Source organism: Rhodococcus sp. IEGM1428, from assembly GCF_050321865.1.
Taxonomy (GTDB): Bacteria; Actinomycetota; Actinomycetes; order Mycobacteriales; family Mycobacteriaceae; genus Rhodococcoides.
Window position 1 is genome coordinate 1,076,475 of record NZ_JBNQFW010000002.1, and the last position, 15,936, is coordinate 1,092,410.

18 protein-coding genes and 1 tRNA gene are annotated in these 15,936 nt (G+C 65.7%); 9 read left to right on the top strand and 10 right to left on the bottom strand.

The window, feature by feature from the left end; genetic code table 11:
* Nucleotides 1-6: 6 nt before the first annotated feature.
* From ACQR3T_RS13690 to ACQR3T_RS13700, 3 genes are all read right to left on the bottom strand, one after another.
* Entirely contained in the window at nucleotides 7-432 is a 426-nt protein-coding gene (locus ACQR3T_RS13690; protein ID WP_428693769.1) for an SRPBCC family protein, read from the bottom strand.
* Between the two features lie 116 nt (nucleotides 433-548).
* A tRNA-Pro gene (locus tag ACQR3T_RS13695) sits at nucleotides 549-622 on the bottom strand.
* Between the two features lie 17 nt (nucleotides 623-639).
* A complete protein-coding gene (locus tag ACQR3T_RS13700) occupies nucleotides 640-1,578 on the bottom strand; it encodes a metallophosphoesterase (protein ID WP_428693922.1) in 939 nt (312 codons plus the stop codon).
* A gap of 185 nt (nucleotides 1,579-1,763) precedes the next feature.
* Here ACQR3T_RS13700 and ACQR3T_RS13705 point away from each other — a divergent pair, with 185 nt between their 5' ends.
* Nucleotides 1,764-2,228 (top strand): GatB/YqeY domain-containing protein, encoded by a 465-nt coding sequence (locus ACQR3T_RS13705; protein WP_032380026.1) that lies wholly within the window; start codon nucleotides 1,764-1,766, stop codon nucleotides 2,226-2,228.
* A 66-nt stretch (nucleotides 2,229-2,294) separates the two neighbouring features.
* Here the strand turns inward: ACQR3T_RS13705 and ACQR3T_RS13710 are convergent, their stop codons facing one another.
* Nucleotides 2,295-4,643, bottom strand: a complete 2,349-nt coding sequence (locus ACQR3T_RS13710) for a penicillin-binding protein (protein WP_032380683.1) — start codon at nucleotides 4,641-4,643, stop codon at nucleotides 2,295-2,297.
* 295 nt (nucleotides 4,644-4,938) lie between these two features.
* Here ACQR3T_RS13710 and ACQR3T_RS13715 point away from each other — a divergent pair, with 295 nt between their 5' ends.
* A complete protein-coding gene (locus ACQR3T_RS13715) occupies nucleotides 4,939-5,262 on the top strand; it encodes a WhiB family transcriptional regulator (protein WP_008712729.1) in 324 nt (107 codons plus the stop codon).
* A gap of 47 nt (nucleotides 5,263-5,309) precedes the next feature.
* On the opposite strand, the gene ACQR3T_RS13720 is transcribed toward ACQR3T_RS13715, so the two are convergent.
* Together ACQR3T_RS13720 and ACQR3T_RS13725 are read right to left on the bottom strand one after the other, a co-directional pair.
* Nucleotides 5,310-6,440, bottom strand: a complete 1,131-nt coding sequence (locus ACQR3T_RS13720; RefSeq protein WP_032380027.1) for an ArsA family ATPase — start codon at nucleotides 6,438-6,440, stop codon at nucleotides 5,310-5,312.
* Nucleotides 6,437-7,444: an ArsA-related P-loop ATPase gene (locus ACQR3T_RS13725; protein WP_428693770.1), complete on the bottom strand. Its 1,008-nt coding sequence runs from the start codon at nucleotides 7,442-7,444 to the stop codon at nucleotides 6,437-6,439. The genes ACQR3T_RS13720 and ACQR3T_RS13725 overlap by 4 nt, the downstream gene beginning before the upstream one ends.
* A gap of 106 nt (nucleotides 7,445-7,550) precedes the next feature.
* On the opposite strand from ACQR3T_RS13725, the gene ACQR3T_RS13730 reads away from it, so the two are divergent.
* A complete protein-coding gene (locus tag ACQR3T_RS13730; RefSeq protein ID WP_094609297.1) occupies nucleotides 7,551-7,718 on the top strand; it encodes a DUF4177 domain-containing protein in 168 nt (55 codons plus the stop codon).
* 6 nt (nucleotides 7,719-7,724) lie between these two features.
* Entirely contained in the window at nucleotides 7,725-8,183 is a 459-nt protein-coding gene (locus ACQR3T_RS13735; protein ID WP_032380029.1) for a RidA family protein, read from the top strand.
* Here the strand turns inward: ACQR3T_RS13735 and ACQR3T_RS13740 are convergent.
* Together ACQR3T_RS13740 and ACQR3T_RS13745 are read right to left on the bottom strand one after the other, a co-directional pair.
* Complete coding sequence (locus ACQR3T_RS13740) at nucleotides 8,164-9,567, bottom strand: wax ester/triacylglycerol synthase domain-containing protein (protein ID WP_428693771.1); 1,404 nt, start codon at nucleotides 9,565-9,567, stop codon at nucleotides 8,164-8,166. The genes ACQR3T_RS13735 and ACQR3T_RS13740 overlap by 20 nt on opposite strands.
* Before the next feature lie 4 nt (nucleotides 9,568-9,571).
* On the bottom strand, nucleotides 9,572-10,432 hold the full coding sequence (locus tag ACQR3T_RS13745) for a Gfo/Idh/MocA family protein (RefSeq protein WP_428693772.1): 861 nt from the start codon (nucleotides 10,430-10,432) through the stop codon (nucleotides 9,572-9,574).
* Between the two features lie 58 nt (nucleotides 10,433-10,490).
* Here ACQR3T_RS13745 and ACQR3T_RS13750 point away from each other — a divergent pair, with 58 nt between their 5' ends.
* Nucleotides 10,491-11,285, top strand: a complete 795-nt coding sequence (locus tag ACQR3T_RS13750) for an MBL fold metallo-hydrolase (protein ID WP_428693773.1) — start codon at nucleotides 10,491-10,493, stop codon at nucleotides 11,283-11,285.
* On the opposite strand, the gene ACQR3T_RS13755 is transcribed toward ACQR3T_RS13750, so the two are convergent.
* Together ACQR3T_RS13755 and ACQR3T_RS13760 are read right to left on the bottom strand one after the other, a co-directional pair.
* The gene (locus ACQR3T_RS13755) at nucleotides 11,286-11,960 is read right to left on the bottom strand and encodes a Crp/Fnr family transcriptional regulator (protein WP_027494494.1); all 675 of its coding nucleotides are present in this window, start codon (nucleotides 11,958-11,960) and stop codon (nucleotides 11,286-11,288) included.
* A gap of 268 nt (nucleotides 11,961-12,228) precedes the next feature.
* Nucleotides 12,229-12,498, bottom strand: a complete 270-nt coding sequence (locus ACQR3T_RS13760) for a hypothetical protein (RefSeq protein WP_032380033.1) — start codon at nucleotides 12,496-12,498, stop codon at nucleotides 12,229-12,231.
* 173 nt (nucleotides 12,499-12,671) lie between these two features.
* Here ACQR3T_RS13760 and nth point away from each other — a divergent pair, with 173 nt between their 5' ends.
* Genes nth through marP form a run of 4 tightly spaced genes read left to right on the top strand, consistent with a single transcriptional unit; the run spans nucleotide 12,672 to nucleotide 15,914 of the window.
* The gene (gene nth / locus ACQR3T_RS13765) at nucleotides 12,672-13,358 is read left to right on the top strand and encodes an endonuclease III (protein WP_428693923.1); all 687 of its coding nucleotides are present in this window, start codon (nucleotides 12,672-12,674) and stop codon (nucleotides 13,356-13,358) included.
* 50 nt (nucleotides 13,359-13,408) lie between these two features.
* Complete coding sequence (locus ACQR3T_RS13770; RefSeq protein ID WP_428693924.1) at nucleotides 13,409-14,017, top strand: TlpA family protein disulfide reductase; 609 nt, start codon at nucleotides 13,409-13,411, stop codon at nucleotides 14,015-14,017.
* A 23-nt stretch (nucleotides 14,018-14,040) separates the two neighbouring features.
* Nucleotides 14,041-14,727, top strand: coding sequence for an NUDIX hydrolase (locus tag ACQR3T_RS13775; RefSeq protein ID WP_428693925.1), 687 nt, complete (start codon nucleotides 14,041-14,043; stop codon nucleotides 14,725-14,727).
* On the top strand, nucleotides 14,724-15,914 hold the full coding sequence (gene marP / locus ACQR3T_RS13780) for an acid resistance serine protease MarP (RefSeq protein ID WP_032380036.1): 1,191 nt from the start codon (nucleotides 14,724-14,726) through the stop codon (nucleotides 15,912-15,914). The genes ACQR3T_RS13775 and marP overlap by 4 nt, the downstream gene beginning before the upstream one ends.
* Nucleotides 15,915-15,936: the final 22 nt, after the last annotated feature.

A 15,936-nucleotide genomic window follows, 5' to 3' on the forward strand; every position in this document is an offset into this window, starting at 1 on the left:
AACTGGCTACGGAACCAGGCGCGACAGGTTCTTCGAGATGCTCGACGTCAATGCCTTACCGACGATCGCGGCGAGCCCGGGGACGGGTGCGTCGAATCCGATCGTGTAGTCGAGTTCGGTGCCGCCGTCGGTGGTGGGGGTGAACTTCTGCACGCCCCAGTGCCCTCGTAGTGGACCACCCTTGGTGATGCGGTACTCGATCAGCGAGTTCGGCTCGGAGACGATGGTGGTTTCCTCGAACGCAGGCATCGGCCCGAGCTTGAGGCTGCGGGTGGAGCCGACTCCGTTGCGCGACGTATCGCCGTCGCGCACGCGGTCGATCTTCGCCATGAACAGGGGCCCGAGGTTCTCGTGCTCGGACAGCGCCGCGAACACGACCTCGGGTGGAGAAACGAATCGGTGGGTGACGTGGACGCGGGTCGGGGTCGGCATGGTCGTGAGGTCCGTTCGCTCAGGGTCGGCAGAGTCGACTCACAGTAGCGTCGACAGGGCAAAGAAAAGGGACCCACTCGATCGAATCGAGTGAGTCCCTTTCGGTGGTCCAACTGTCGGGGTGGCGGGATTCGAACCCACGACCTCTTCGTCCCGAACGAAGCGCGCTACCAAGCTGCGCCACACCCCGTGTACCGCTGGAGAAGTCTAACTCACGACTGCCTCGGAACGCGAAACGCCCTCGTCGGAGACGTTTTTCGGACCTATTCTTGGGGCCGGAGTCAGCGTGATCAGAGTGGCCTCGGGCCGGCAGCAAAAGCGTGCGGGCGCGTAGGGCGAGGTTCCGATTCCCGCGGAGACGTGCAGCTGGGTGTGCGCGCCCCACTTGGACGGGCCCTTGACCCGCGAACGGTCGATCTCGCAGTTCGTCACCAAGGCACCGTAGAACGGCAGACACAGCTGCCCACCGTGCGTATGACCGGCGAGGACGAGGTCGTAACCGTCTTGGGCGAACTTGTCCAACACCCGCGGCTCCGGCGAATGCGTGATGCCCAGGCGCAGGTCGGCCAACGGATTGGGCTGACCGGCGATGGTGTCGTATCGATCCCGCTTCAGGTGGGGATCGTCGACGCCCGCCGCCGCGATGCGTACCCCGGCGACCTCGAGCTCACGACGCACGTGCGTGACGTCGAGCCAGCCGCGCTCGGAGAACGCCGCCCGCAGATCGCGCCACGGCAACGATTCACCCGTCGTGCGCTTGTGGTTCTTGTCGAAGTACTTGAACGGGTTCTTCGGCTTGGGTGCGAAGTAGTCGTTGCTGCCGAACACGAACAGGCCCGGCCGGGCGAGCATCGGCCCCAACGCCTGCACCACGCTGGGGACGGCGCGCTGGTGGGAGAGGTTGTCGCCGGTATTGACGACCAGATCGGGTTCGAGCCGGTCCAGCTCACGCAGCCAGTTCTGCTTCATCCGCTGGCCCGGCATCATGTGCAGATCGCTGATGTGCAGCACCCGCAGAGTCGCCGAACCCGGCTCCAACACGGCCATGGACGTCTCGCGCAGAGTGAAGGCATTGCGCTCGATGAGGGTGGCGTATCCGAGCCCCAACACCGCCGCGCCTGCAGTCCCGATCACGGAACTCTTCAGCGGAGCCGCTCGGACGGCATCGCGAGCCTGTTCTGCAGCAGTGCGCAGTTGCGTGGAGGCGCTGCGCAGTTGCGCCGAGGTACGGAGAAACGAGGGACTGAATTGTGCGGACACCTCATCCACGATACGGCAGCAACCGGATATGGACGTGCGAGCCGATGACTGCTCCGCGTAGCGTTTCCGCCATGTCCGAACTCAAGGCCCGTCTCCGTACCGACCTCACCGCAGCGATGAAGGCGAAGGACAAACTCCGCCTGGCTACGCTGCGCATGATTCTCGCCGCCATCCAGACCGAGGAGGTCTCCGGTAAGGAGGCCCACGAGTTGACCGACGACGACGTGCTGAAAGTGCTTGCCAAGGAAGCGAAGAAGCGCGGCGAATCGGCCGAGATCTACACCCAGAACGGCCGCGGCGAACTTGCGGCGAACGAGCATGCCGAGGCGCAGATCATCAACGAATACCTGCCCACCCCGCTCACCGACGAGGAACTGGCCACCATCGTCGACACCGCCATCGCGCAGGTGGCCGAGGACCTCGGTGAGCGACCGGCGATGAAGCAGATGGGTCAGGTCATGAAGATCGCGTCGGGACTTGCAGCAGGTAAAGCCGACGGTTCGCGACTCTCGAAGGCCGTCAAAGACCGCCTGTAGTGCGCTCCGCGCGGTGGTGCGGTTATGTGCCCCAGGAGGGCCGTAACCACACCACTGCCGCAGGCACTAGCGAGGAGCCGTCAGACCGGGGATCGCCGGAATCTGGATGCCCGGCGGTAGTTCCGGTATCTGGATGTTCGGCAGCGCCGGGGCCGGAGCCGGGGCCGGTCGAACCGAGCCGTCGCTGACGTAGATCGTGATATTCGATCCCGGTACGGCCGAACCCGACGGTGAGGTCGACACCACAGTGCCGCGTGCAGCCTGGTCGGCCGTCGTCACCGCCGTCACCTGGAAGCCCGCACCCTGCAGCGTGGACGTCGCAGACGACTGGCTCTGCCCGGTGACATCGGGAACCTGACCGTTTGCGGAGCCACGGACGTACTTCTGGTCGACGGGTGGCAACGCGACGGGACCGTAGTTGTTGGCGATCGGGGTCATGGCGTCGAACCACGTTCGCGCCGGCTCGTTACCGCCGTACAGGTTGCCCGAGCCGCAAGGCCGCAGCGGGAACGAGCAGATCTCGCTGGGCGTCGGCGAATCGCCGTAGGTGTATACGGCGGCGGCGTAGTTGTTGGTGAACCCGAGGAAGCCCGAGGATCGGTTCGACTCGGTGGTACCGGTCTTACCGGACATCGGCAGGTTCCAGCCGGCGGATGCGGCGGCGGACGCGGACGTGCCGCCTGCCTGGTCGTCCTTGCTCATCGCGTTGGCGAGGGTATTCGCCAGGCCGGGCTCGACGACCTGCTCGCAGGCCTGGTGCGCGACCGGAACGGGCTTCCCGTCGCGGTCGAAGATCGAATCGATCGGGGTGGGCGGGCACCATTTGCCGCCGGAGGCGAGCGTGGCAGCCACGTTGGACAGTTCCAGCGGGTTGACCCAGGTCGGTCCGAGGGTGAACGAGCCCAGGTTCTGACTCTTCTGGAAATCGGCCATCGACTGGTCGGTGCCCGACGAACCCGGGTCGGTGTACGAGCGCAGGCCGAGGCGAACGGCCATATCGACCGTCGGCGTGACGCCTACCGACTCGATCAGCTTGACGAACGCGGTGTTGGGGGACTGAGCCAGCGCGTCGGTGATGGACAGCGCGGGTGGGTAGTTGCCCGCGTTCTCCACGCAGTACGTGGAAGCGGGGCAGTTTCTGGCACCGCCGTCGCCGACTCCCTTGACCTCCACGCGCTTGGGAACCTGCAGCGTTGCGCTGGTGCCCAGTCCACGCTCCATTGCTGCGGCCGTGGTGAAGATCTTGAAGATCGAGCCCGCTCCGTTGCCGACGAGGGAGTGCGGTTGCGGCTGAACGGTCTCGTCGTCGTCGGCGTTGAGGCCGTAGGTACGGCTGCTGCCCATCGCGAGAACTCGGTGTTGGTCCTGCCCCGGGGCGACGACGTTCATGACAGTGGCTACGCCGTCGAGGTTCGGGCTGGTGTTCTCGACCAGCGCGGCCTTTGTGGAGTTCTGCACCGCGGGATCGAGCGTCGTGCGGATGAGGTACCCGCCCTTGTCGATCTGCTCCTGGCTGATTCCGGCCTGGGCGAGGTACTGCAATGCGTAGTCGCAGAAGAATCCGCGGTCACCTGCCGCGATGCATCCGCGGGGCAGGGTCTGGGGAACCGGCAGTACACCGAGCGGCTCGGACTTGAGGGCCGTCAGTTCTGCAGCACGCTCGGGCAGGTTCTGAATCATCGTGTCGAGCACGGTGTTCCGGCGCTCGAGCACGCCCTCCTCGTTGGTGTACGGGTTGAGTGCCGAGCTGGACTGCACCATTCCGGCGAGCATCGCGGCCTGGACGGCGCTGAGCTGGCTGGCGTCGATGCCGAAGTAGGTCTGAGCCGCGTCCTGGATGCCGAAGGACGCGTTACCGAACGGCACCAGGTTGAGATAGCGGGTGAGGATCTCGTCCTTGGTGAGCTCTTTGTCGAGCGTCAGCGCCATCCGGATCTCGCGGATCTTGCGGGCGGGTGTCGTCTCGATCGCGGCACGACGCTCGGCGTCGGTCTTGGCCACCACCAGCAGTTGGTAGTTCTTCACGTACTGCTGATCGATGGTCGACGCACCCTGCTCCACCTGGCCGCTGGTGGTGTTGGTCAGAAACGCGCGCAGCGTGCCCTGCCAGTCCACACCTCGGTGTTCGGCGAAGCGGCGGTCCTCGATCGAGACGATGGCGAGCTTCATCTCGTTGGAGATCTTGTCGCTCGGTACCTCGAAACGGCGCTGCTCGTACAGCCAGGCGATGGGCGTTCCGTTGACGTCCGTCATCGTCGAGACGGCAGGTACTGCTCCCTCGACCAACTCGGCCGACACGTTGTCGACGGTATCGGCGGCTCGGTTCGAGGCGTACCCGAATCCTCCGGCCATGGGGAACATCACGCCGGCGAGCAACGCACCGGCGAGTGCTGAACATCCGGCGAGCTTCGCCACGGTTTTTCCGACTGACACAGAGCACAGCGTACGTGGGTACTGCTCCGACCGGCATCAGGCCCGCATGCGCTGTGTGCTGCGCCCCTGCTCGGGACGGCCGTACCAGAAATGTGACCTCGCCGTCTTGCATTCGCGGCTCGCTTTACCTAAATTATGAGCACGTTGTGATTCACGTAACACTTGATAATGATTGTGGGGCAGCTCTTAGAATTTGTGCTTCGCCAGCGAGGTACAAACTTCCTTGGAGCCTCCGGGACGTCCAGCGAGGACGACCGACACGCAAAGGGGTATCCGCATGCATACGACAACCGCGCCGACGCGACTCGATGTAGAAGAAGCAGAAGCACGCATCGCCTGGGTGTCGCACGCCCGCTGCAAGGGCACGGACCCGGATCAGCTCTTCGTCCGAGGCGCGGCGCAGCGCAAGGCCGCGACGATCTGCCGGCACTGCCCGGTGCTGATGCAGTGCGGTGCGGATGCACTCGACAACCGAGTGGAGTTCGGCGTGTGGGGCGGCATGACGGAACGCCAGCGTCGGGCGCTGCTCAAGCAGCACCCCGAGGTCGACTCCTGGTCCGAATTCTTCGAGACCCAGCGCCAGCAGCAAGCGGCTATCTAGCCCCCCGCCGGGCCCGGCAGGTCCACAGCCTGCCGAGCGCGGCCGATCTAACCCTTGCGGGTCAGCTGATCGGCCACCGCACGTAGCGCGGCAAGGTCGGAGACCTCGAAGGGCAGGGACGGAACACCGACGATCGGCACGCGGGGGTGCGCACCGGTGAAGCGTCGAAGCAGCCGAACCTCACGCGCAGCCGTCACAGCACGTTGCGCGTGAATCCGGAGAACCGCAGCGGTCAGCGTCGAGCCCGGGTCGTCGATCCGATCGAGCAGGTCTGCGGCAGTGGCAGCATGATCGGCTTGCACCGAAGACAGTGTCGGGTGCGTCCGGTTCACCACGAGCCCGGCCAACGGCATCTTCTCCGCCGAGAGGCGTTCGACGAAGAACGCCGCCTCCCGCAGTGCGTCGGGCTCCGCGGCAGCAACGACGAGGAAACTGGTGCCGTCCTCGCGTAGCAACTGGTAGGTGCGCGTCGCACGTTCGCGGAATCCGCCGAACATCGAATCCAGCGATTGAACGAAAGCCGATGCGTCCGAAAGCATTTGGCTTCCGATGACGGTGGAGACACCGCGCATCGCCAAACTCATCGCGCTCGTGACCACCCGAGTGATGCCACGGCCGGGAGCGGTGAGAAGCCGGATGAACCGGCCGTCGAGGAACGAGCCCAGCCGCTGCGGTGCATCGAGGAAATCCAGTGCATTGCGCGACGGGGGAGTGTCCACCACGATCAGATCCCACGACGAATCCAGGGACAACTGCCCCAGCTTCTCCATCGCCATGTACTCCTGCGTGCCCGAGAAAGACGACGCCACAGTCTGATAGAACGGGTTGGCCAGGACCTGCTCCGCCTTCTCCGGCGTCGAATGTTCGATGACCATCTCGTCGAACGTGCGCCGCATGTTCAGCATCATCGCGTGCAGCTCGCCCTTGGCGCCGGCACCCAATTTCACCGGCTGCGGGCTGTTGTCGAGATCGCCGAGACCGAGAGCCTGAGCCAGGCGGCGGGCCGGATCGATCGTCAACACCACCACGCGCCTACCCTGCTCGGCGGCACGTAACGCCATCGCGGCGGCCGTCGTCGTCTTGCCGACCCCGCCTGCCCCGCAGACCACCACGATCCTCGACGTGGGATCGGTGAGAATGCGATCGACGTCGAGTTCGGTTGCTACTGGTCGAGTCATCGGACACCCTGTTCTGCCAGCTTGGCGGCGAGCTCGTACAAGCCGCCGAGATCGACACCGTCGGCCAACATCGGCAACGACATGCGTGCGACGTCGAGTTCGTCGAGTTGAGTTGCGCTCTCCACCTGAGCCGAGAGCGTCGACGCGTGCTCGATCGATTCGGTGAGCAGACCCGCGAAGTCGGCCTCGGAGAGCGTGATTCCGGTTTTGGCGAGGCCGTCCTGGATTGCAGCGGCGTCGATGTCACCCTCGGCGATGGCCTCGAGCGAGTCGTCGAGCAGGAACGTCGGTTCGGTGCGGTTGACGATGACCGTGCCCAGCTGTAGATCTGCCGCCTCGAGTTCACGTACCGCGTCGGCGGTCTCCTGAACCGGCAGGGCTTCGAGCAGTGTGACGAGATGCACGACGGTGTCCGCCGAGTGCAGCAACCGAACCACGCCCTCACTCTGCGAACGCACCGGGCCGCCCTTGGCCAGATCGGCCATGGCCTTGGTGACGTCGAGGAAGTTCCCGATCCGACCGGTCGGCGGCGAGTCGACGACGACCTCGTCGTACGCGCGGTTTCCCTTCTTGTCGGTCCGCACCACACATTCCTTGACCTTTCCGGTCAGGAGCACGTCGCGCAGACCTGGTGCGATGGTCGTAGCGAACTCGATGGCACCGATCTTGCGCATCGCGCGGCCGGCGAAACCGAGGTTGTAGAACATGTCGAGGTATTCGAGGAACGCGGTCTCGATGTCGATGGCCAGCGCGTAGACCTCGCCGCCGCCGTCCGCCGAGGCCACGCGCGTCTCCACGGGTGGCAGCTGCGGCACGTCGAACAGCTGCGCGATGCCCTGCCGTCCTTCGACCTCCACCAGCAGCACCCGTCGGCCGCCGGCGGCGAGCGCCAGCGCCAACGCGGCGGCGACCGTCGACTTGCCGGTGCCGCCCTTACCGGACACGAAATGCAGCCGCGCGGCATCTGCCTTCGCCGGCCATCCCTCTTCGTTCGATGTACCCACGTCTCGACCATATAGAGACTCGATGCCGGTCGTCCGACGGAACCGGCAATCCCGTCTTCGCAGTGACGCGCCCCTCGTGTTCGGCCGAACGATAGGGTCAACAGTCATGAGCGAAAAGATCATCTGGGAGTACTTCACCGCACCGGTGCTGATTCACGCCACCAAGCAGATTCTCGACAACTACGGTTCCGAGGGCTGGGAACTCGTCACGATCATGGCGGGACCGAACGGCGGCGACACGCTGGTCGCGTACTTCAAGCGTCCGAAGGCCTGAGCGCAGATGACCGACTGGAGCGAACGGCTCTCCGAGCTGGGCATCGAGCTGCCGGACGTGGTTCCGCCGTTGGCGGCGTACGTCCCGGCAGTACAGGTGGGTTCCCTCGTCTACACCTCGGGTCAGCTGCCCATCGTGGACGGGAATCTGACGTCCGCGGGCAAGGTCGGCTCCGACGTCTCGGCGGAGGACGCCACCGCAGCTGCGCGCATCTGTGCGTTGAACGCGCTCGCCGCGGTCCATGCGCTCGTCGGAATCGACTCGATCGCACGCGTGGTCAAGGCCGTCGGCTTCGTGGCGTCAGCCCAGGGGTTCACCGGTCAGCCCGGGGTGATCAACGGGGCGTCGAACGTCATCGGTGAGATCTTCGGTGACGCAGGCAAGCATGCCCGCTCGGCTGTGGGTGTAGCCGAATTGCCCCTCGGTGCTTCGGTGGAAGTGGAGCTCATCGTCGAACTGCGGTAGTCGCCGTTCCGTGGAGGGCAGCGCAGGTCTCGTCGATCGCCGAACGCAGCATGTTCGCGTATTCGGCGTGGTCGGGGACGGTCGTCGGGCATGCCGCCACACAGACGGTGACCAGATCGCCGTACCCGTAGACGGCGTGGCTGACGCTGCAGCCGGGCCCGAGCGCGGCGACGCCCGAACACGACTGCGCTCGGGCCGAGCCCAGTGTGAGGTCGAGGCTCGTGCGGTTGACGCTGGTCACGACCGTATGAGTGGTGACCCGATCGGGTGTCCCGGTGCGAGGGGCCGTGCGCCGACCGTGCCGGCCGAAGCCGAGCATCAGAGCCGCTGGGTAGACCTCGGCCGATCGAGTTGCATCGAGGTGGCGGTGATCGGTCACGTGTTCGCGCTGCTGTGCCAGTGCTTCCCCGACGGCCGACGCTCGTCGGGTCGCATCGGCAAGCTGCGGGTGCAGAGTAACGGCCGCGGGCAGTGTGCGATTGACGGCGGGCCACGGCACCGACGTTGAGAGGGCGGTGGGTACCAGCGCTCGGAGGTCGTCACGGTCCGGTTCTCCGTGGGCCGCGAAGTACTCGGCCATAGCGGAGCCGACCGCGGTGAGGGCGGTGACCGTCACGGTCGGCGGCCCGCCGGTCCACTGCGACTTCGGGAACTGCAGCACGTGCACGGCCCTGGTCTCGTCGGGATGGGCATTGAATCTCGCGGCCTCGACCGGCGCGGGTACCACCAGCTCCCCGTCTCGCACCGCGGCCAAGTACTTCTTCTGGGCGCGCACCATCGGGATCTGCGACCGCGCCCATCGGAGCGGCAGCAGCACGGCACCTTTCGCAGCGTCGTACCGAGGGCGCGCACGCGAGGCCACCGGATCCGGGAGAGCCGTGCTCTCGGTGTTCTGGAGGTTATCGGCACGACCGAACAGGGCGCGGGCGATGTGGGTGCCCACCGATCCGTCGGACATCGCATGACTGATCTGGACGACGACGACAGTGGCCGCTCCCCGGACTCCGTCGACTTCCGAAAGTCCCTGGCCGACATGAATTTTCCACGCCCGATCCGTCGCGTCGATCGGAACGCTCGACAGCTCTGCCAGGAACGACTCGACCGTGTGCCGGCCATCGGACAAGTCGTGATTCACCAGATGGTCGCGAACTGGGTGCGGATCACGGATCCATCGCGGGAATTCCCACTGCCCCGGTGCTTCGCAGATGCGGATACCCAGCCTCGGAACGAGCCGAGCGCGATGTTCGACATGCGCCGCCACCTGGTCGAAACTCGGTGGCTCGGTGTCCCGGGAGTCGAACACGATCATCGTGTACTGATCCATCGAACGATGTGGAGCGGACGCAAAGTGAAACATCGCGTCCTTGACGTCCATCATGGTCATGGATTCAGGGTGCCCACTCCCGCGCCCGATCAATCACCTTCTGCAGATGCAGTCCTCGGTGTACCGAGCATTCGTGATCGACACCCGACTCGACGGAGTCGAGGAATTCGTCCAGCAACACGGCGAAGCAGTCGGTCGACGAGGTGGATCTATCGGTGAGGCTCTCGACTCCGTCGGTACCGCTCAGCTCGATGCGCATGAGCGACGGCATGATCGGCGTCCGTAGTGACAATTGCACTGTGCTGCGGGCACCGCCCTCGTGCTCGAGTAGCACCGTCCAACTGTCCGACGCCGCATCACGGTGCGAATAGGCAACGCGTGCAATGGTTCCCAGCGCAGCGTCGAGAAGGTCGAACACGTGTGGCCCGATGTCGAGGATCGCACCGTCGTCGTGTCGCCACTGCGAATTGGCGTATGCCCCGCCGAGGATCGCCCCGGAGAACCAGGTTCCCGACCCTGCTGCCCAGGTTCGTCCGGCCGCCGCGTCGAGGAACTGTCTTGTCTCCGGAGCGAATCGGAGAGTCAAGGTCACCATCGACCGCACTCCGGCTGCCGTGACGGCCGCAGCGAGTTCCTCGGCCTCGGCCACGGTTGCCGCAATCGGCTTGTCCAGCAACACATGTTTGCCTGCCTGCACCGCGCGCAATGCGTACCCGGCTTGTACGGCGGGCGGCACTGCGAACGCCACCGCGTCGACTGCGCCCAACAATGCATCGAACGAGTCGAAGACCGGCGCTCCCAGTTCGGCCGCGGCGTCCGGTCTGCGCGCCCACACGCCGGTGAAGTCCACACCCGGGTGAGCGAGCAGCGAGGGGGCTTGAGTCTTGCGAGCCCAGGGGCCCGCTCCAACGAGTCCGATCTTCATGAGAGTCGACGGTAGTCCTCGTCACCACAGCCTGGGGCGGGCGACCTACAGTGTTTCAATGGCCGCCTCGAACCCCCAGCATCCCGCGTACGGACTTCTTCGGCAGGTGACGCCGACCGCGTCGGTTCTGCTTGCCGACAACCCGGGCAAGATGACTCTCGACGGAACGAACACCTGGATTCTGCGGGCACCGGGTGCCGAGGAATGCATCGTCGTCGATCCGGGTCCGAAGGACCGAGCCCATCTCGACGCCGTCGCCGCGTCGGGCACGGTGGTTCTGACGCTGGTGACCCATCGCCACGCCGACCACACCGGCGGAGTGAAGCGCTTCCACCGCAAGACATCCGCTCCGGTGCGCGCTCTGGGGGAGAAGTTTCTGCACGGGGACGGCACGACGTTGGCCCACGGCGAGGTCATCGAGGCGGCCGGATTGCGCATCGAGGTGCTGCACACGCCCGGACACACAGCGGATTCGGTGAGCTTCGTGCTCGACGACGCAATTCTGACGGGAGACACGATCCTCGGCCGCGGCACCACGGTGCTCGACCCGAAGGACGGCTCCCTCGCGGACTACCTCGAGTCGTTGGACCGACTGGAAGCCGCAGGTGCCGGGAAGGCGGTGCTGCCCGGGCACGGACCTGAACTACCGGACACCGCCGAGGTGGCGCGAGCGTATCGCGCCCACCGTCAGCAGCGTTTGGACCAGGTTCGTGCGGCGCTCGTCGAGATCGGCGAGAACGCGAAACCGATGCAGGTGGTACGCCACGTCTATTCGGACGTGGACAAAAAGCTATGGCCGGCTGCGCGGATGTCGGTCAAGACGCAGCTGGCTTACCTTCGAGAAGGCAGCTAGCTAGCGAGCTCGGCGGGCCAAACGCTCGGAGTCCGAGATCAGCACGGACTTGCCCTCGAGGCGCAACCATCCGCGGTGTGCGAAGTCGGCGAGTGCCTTGTTGACGGTCTCGCGAGAGGCACCGACGAGCTGAGCGATCTCTTCCTGCGTCAGGTCGTGGGTGACGCGAAGCGATCCCGCTTCCTGTGTGCCGAAGCGCTGCGCGAGCTGCAGCAGTGCCTTCGCGACACGGCCGGGGACGTCGGTGAAGATGAGGTCGGCCAGGTTGTTGTTGGTGCGGCGCAACCGGCGAGCCAGCACGCGCAGCAACTGCTCGGCGATCTCGGGGCGCTGGTCGATCCAGTCCTTGAGCGCGGCGCGGTCCATGCTGACCGCGCGCACCTCGGTGACCGTGGTGGCCGAGGACGTACGCGGGCCGGGATCGAAGATGGAGAGCTCGCCGAACATGTCCGACGGTCCCATGATCGTCAGCAGGTTCTCGCGGCCGTCGGGAGAGCGTCGTCCGAGCTTGATCTTGCCGGAAACGATGATGTAGAGCCGGTCTCCGGGCTCACCCTCGTTGAACACGACGTGTCCGCGGGGGAAATCGACAGGCTGCAGCTGCTTCGTCAGGGCCGCAACCGCAGAGGGTTCGACTCCTTGGAAGATGCCGGCCCGTGCCAGGACGTCGTCCACTTGCGCTCCTTTAGGGATGTCGACGATGCGGCAAACCCGCACCACCGAAGGCGTTTGTACACAGTCGTGCCACCCACCGAACTGCGTGGGCAGTTCAGGCGTCGAAGCCGGTGCAATGTTCAAACACAACAATTACCTCAGGGGAGTCTACTTCGACTCGGTCGAAACCGAGTGATCGACGCCACCACAGGTTGCCAGAGGTATTGAGTGTGTGTTCCCGTTCACCGAAAATTCATCGAAATCGCGGCCTATCGGACAAAATGGTTGCTCAGCTGGCGCGTTGGTCGACCATGCCGTCGCGCGTGTCGATGGTCCGCGGTGGGGTCTGCCGACGCTTGCGAGTGTTGAAACGAGCCAGCGCGTGCGGAAAGCCTTCGTTGGCCAGTGTGGCGACCTCGGACTTGCTCGCCTGATCGAGGAATTCCTCTACTTCGTGCTCTCGGACGCCGAGCTTGCTGAGCCGGAACTCGACGCGCTCCATCGCGAGTGCGAAGAGCATGAGTAGTACCGGAAAGAGCACCACGGCGAGTCCTTGCATACCGGCCAGTTAACACCGAAAACGTCTCGATACAAACACAGCTCGGTGCGGTCGCGTAGTTCGTTACGCATTCTTGTCCGTACAGTTGTGGAGTGGATTCGACAGCCCCGAAACGCCCCGACGTGCGCAAACGCGAGGAGACGCACCTCGGGCTCGTGCGTCGAGCTCGGCGAATGAATCGGACGCTCGGGGTCGCCTTTCCGCACGTGTACTGCGAACTCGACTTCACCACGCCCCTCGAACTGGCCGTGGCGACCATCCTGTCCGCGCAGTGCACCGACAAGCGCGTCAACATGGTCACCCCAGCACTGTTCGTGAGATACCGCACAGCCCGCGACTACGCCGAAGCGGACCGCACCGAACTCGAGGAGTTCATCCGCACCACGGGGTTCTATCGGAACAAGGCCAACTCATTGATCGGGCTGGGCCAGAAGCTGCTGGAGAACTTCGACGGCGACGTGCCGGCGACTCTGAAAGACCTCGTCACCCTTCCAGGTATCGGCCGCAAGACGGCCAACGTCGTTCTCGGCAACGCGTTCGACGTACCCGGCATCACGGTCGACACCCACTTCGGTCGGCTGGTGCGGCGCTGGCAGTGGACGGAGGAAGAGGACCCGGTCAAGGTCGAGCACGCGGTCGGTGCACTGATAGAGCGCAAAGAGTGGACTCTGCTCTCGCATCGCGTCATCTTCCACGGTCGACGCGTCTGCCACTCCCGTACTCCGGCGTGCGGAGTGTGCGTCCTCGCCAAGGACTGCCCGTCGTTCGGCCTCGGTCCGACCGATCCAGCCGCCGCTGCAGCCCTGGTGCGGGGTCCCGAGACCGAACACCTTCTCGCTCTTGCCGGAATCGTGTCGTGAACAAGGCCGCTCTTCGCTGGTCTCTGGTTGCGCTCATTCTCGTCGTCGGGATGGTCTACGCACTGTGGCCACGCAGTGAATCTCCCGGCGCGCAGCGCTCGGACGGTCCTGGCCTCGGTCAGGCGGGACCGTCGACGGCCGAGCGCCGGGCCGCCGACACACCCGAAGCTCTCGCACCGCTACGGCAGAACGCCGGTCTTGCCGCATGTCCGACGCCGTCTGGCACGTCAACGGGCCCGTTGACGGGCATCACACTCGAATGCATCGGCGACGGCTCGTACGTCGACCTGGGCCAGGCCCTGGCCGGCCGACCCGCGCTGCTGAACATCTGGGCCTACTGGTGTGGCCCCTGCGCGGAGGAACTGCCGTACCTGCAGCAATACGCAGAGCGGGCGGGTGATGCCGTCACCGTCCTCACGGTGCACAACGACGCCAACGAGGCAAACGGCCTCACGCGGCTCACCGATTACGGGGTCACTCTGCCCGGAGTTCAGGACGGCGGCGGCCGCATCGCAGCCGCGGTGGGAGCACCGAATGTTCTGCCCGTATCCGTTTTGATATCTGCGGATGGCACTGTCGCCAAGGTGCTACCTCAACCCTTCTCGAGCGTCGACGACATCGCCGACGCCGTGCGCGAGAACCTCGGAGTTGCGTCGTGAGCGCACCCGAGTGGCTCGGGCGCATGCTCGACGTCGCCGGCAGCGCGAACGGACTGACCGACACCACCGGCATCAACCCGGTGCTGCAGCGGCACGCGAAGCCGGAGGACCGAACCCGTTCCGCGGCGGTGTTGGTGCTGTTCGGCGGGCCGGCCGCCGCTGATCCGACCGCTCCCGGTGGGCTCCCCGCCGACGCCGACGTACTGCTGACCCAGCGCGCGTCGACTCTGCGTGATCACAGCGGTCAGATCGCCTTCCCCGGTGGTGCCACCGATCCCGGCGACGACGGTCCCATCGGAACGGCGCTGCGGGAGGCGCAGGAGGAAACCGGGCTCGACCCCGCCGGCGTCGTCCCGCTGGCGACGATGCCCGGGATCTACGTGCCGCCGTCACGCTTCGATGTGGTTCCGGTGCTCTCGTACTGGCAGACCCCGAGCCCGGTTCGGGTGGTCGACGCGGGCGAAACCGAGCGGGTGGTGCGAGTTCCGTTGCGAGAGTTGCTCGATCCGGACAACAGATTCCAGGTGCGCCATCCCGCCGGCTACCAGGGCCCGGCCTTCTCGGTACAGGGAATGCTGGTCTGGGGATTCACGGGCGGTATTCTGGCGGGCCTGCTCGCTGTGTCGGGCTGGGAGTCCGAGTGGGACACGGGGGACATACGCGATCTGGAGGCCAGCTTGACTGCGGTAGGAGCGAGGCTCGATCGGTGACGGGTTCAGGGTGGGTCGATATCGCGGTGGTCGCCATCGCATTGTTGGCGGCAACATCGGGATGGCGGCAGGGTGCGGTGGCGTCGGCGCTGGCGTTTCTCGGCGTCGTGCTCGGTGCCGTTGCCGGCATTCTGGTGGCACCGCACGTGCTCGAGCACGTCGACGGTTCGCGAATGCGGGTCTTCGTCGGCATCGCGTTGATCGTGGTGTTGGTGATCGTCGGCGAGGTAGCCGGCATGGTTCTGGGTCGCGCGTTGCGCAGCGGAATACATTCGCGCGCAGCCAGATCCGTCGACAGCACAATCGGGGCCGGTTTGCAGGCCGCGGCCGTTCTCGCTGCGGCGTGGCTGCTCGCCATTCCGCTGACGTCATCGTCGCAGCCCGAGGTCGCCAGTGCGGTGCGTGGCTCGACGGTCCTGGGCAAGGTCGACGAGGTGGCACCCGACTGGTTGCGTCAGGTGCCCAAGGAATTCTCTGCGCTGCTCGACACCTCCGGGTTGCCGGACGTCATCGGACCGTTCGGTCGCACGCCGGTTGCCGACGTCGCGGCTCCGGATTCCGGCATCGCCGCGGGTCCGATTCCGGTGGCGCTGCAGTCGAGCGTCATCAAGATCAACGGCATCGCCCCGAGCTGCCAGAAAGCCCTGGAGGGCTCCGGCTTCGTCGTCGGGTCCGACCTGGTGATGACCAACGCGCACGTTGTGGCAGGTACGTCCGAGGTGACCGTCGATTCTCCCAACGGCCCGCTCGACGCCGACGTCGTACTGTTCGACCCCGAAGAAGACGTTGCCGTGCTTCGTGTTTCGGAGCTGCAGGCACCGGTGCTGAACTTCGCGCCGACGCCGGCCGAATCCGGATCCGACGCCATCGTGCTCGGTTACCCCGGCGGCGGTCCCTACACGGCGAGCCCGGCCCGGATCCGCGAGATCATCAACCTCAGCGGCCCCGACATCTACCGCACCGGAACCGTCCAACGCGAGGTCTACACGGTGCGCGGATCGGTGCGACAGGGCAATTCCGGTGGACCGCTGGTCAACTCGTCCGGTGAGGTTCTCGGTGTCGTGTTCGGTGCCGCTGTCGACGACCCCGACACCGGATTCGTGCTGACCGCGTCGGAGATCGCGGACGAGCTGGCGCGGAGCTTCGATGCGCCGGTCAGCGTGGGTACCGGCGACTGCATCGTCTGACCCAGTCGTCCAGCCCGGTCGG

Bases quoted from the DNA above. Each gene is read 5' to 3' on its own strand.
- nth (WP_428693923.1), top strand. From the start codon at position 12,672: ATGAATCGGACGCTCGGGGTCGCCTTTCCGCACGTGTACTGCGAACTC.
- ACQR3T_RS13720 (WP_032380027.1), bottom strand. From the start codon at position 6,440: ATGACTCGACCAGTAGCAACCGAACTCGACGTCGATCGCATTCTCACC.
- ACQR3T_RS13690 (WP_428693769.1), bottom strand. From the start codon at position 432: ATGCCGACCCCGACCCGCGTCCACGTCACCCACCGATTCGTTTCTCCA.
- ACQR3T_RS13735 (WP_032380029.1), top strand. From the start codon at position 7,725: ATGACCGACTGGAGCGAACGGCTCTCCGAGCTGGGCATCGAGCTGCCG.
- ACQR3T_RS13705 (WP_032380026.1), top strand. From the start codon at position 1,764: ATGTCCGAACTCAAGGCCCGTCTCCGTACCGACCTCACCGCAGCGATG.
- ACQR3T_RS13760 (WP_032380033.1), bottom strand. From the start codon at position 12,498: ATGCAAGGACTCGCCGTGGTGCTCTTTCCGGTACTACTCATGCTCTTC.
- ACQR3T_RS13750 (WP_428693773.1), top strand. From the start codon at position 10,491: ATGGCCGCCTCGAACCCCCAGCATCCCGCGTACGGACTTCTTCGGCAG.
- ACQR3T_RS13730 (WP_094609297.1), top strand. From the start codon at position 7,551: ATGAGCGAAAAGATCATCTGGGAGTACTTCACCGCACCGGTGCTGATT.
- ACQR3T_RS13715 (WP_008712729.1), top strand. From the start codon at position 4,939: ATGCATACGACAACCGCGCCGACGCGACTCGATGTAGAAGAAGCAGAA.
- ACQR3T_RS13775 (WP_428693925.1), top strand. From the start codon at position 14,041: ATGCTCGACGTCGCCGGCAGCGCGAACGGACTGACCGACACCACCGGC.
- ACQR3T_RS13745 (WP_428693772.1), bottom strand. From the start codon at position 10,432: ATGAAGATCGGACTCGTTGGAGCGGGCCCCTGGGCTCGCAAGACTCAA.
- ACQR3T_RS13740 (WP_428693771.1), bottom strand. From the start codon at position 9,567: ATGACCATGATGGACGTCAAGGACGCGATGTTTCACTTTGCGTCCGCT.
- ACQR3T_RS13770 (WP_428693924.1), top strand. From the start codon at position 13,409: ATGGTCTACGCACTGTGGCCACGCAGTGAATCTCCCGGCGCGCAGCGC.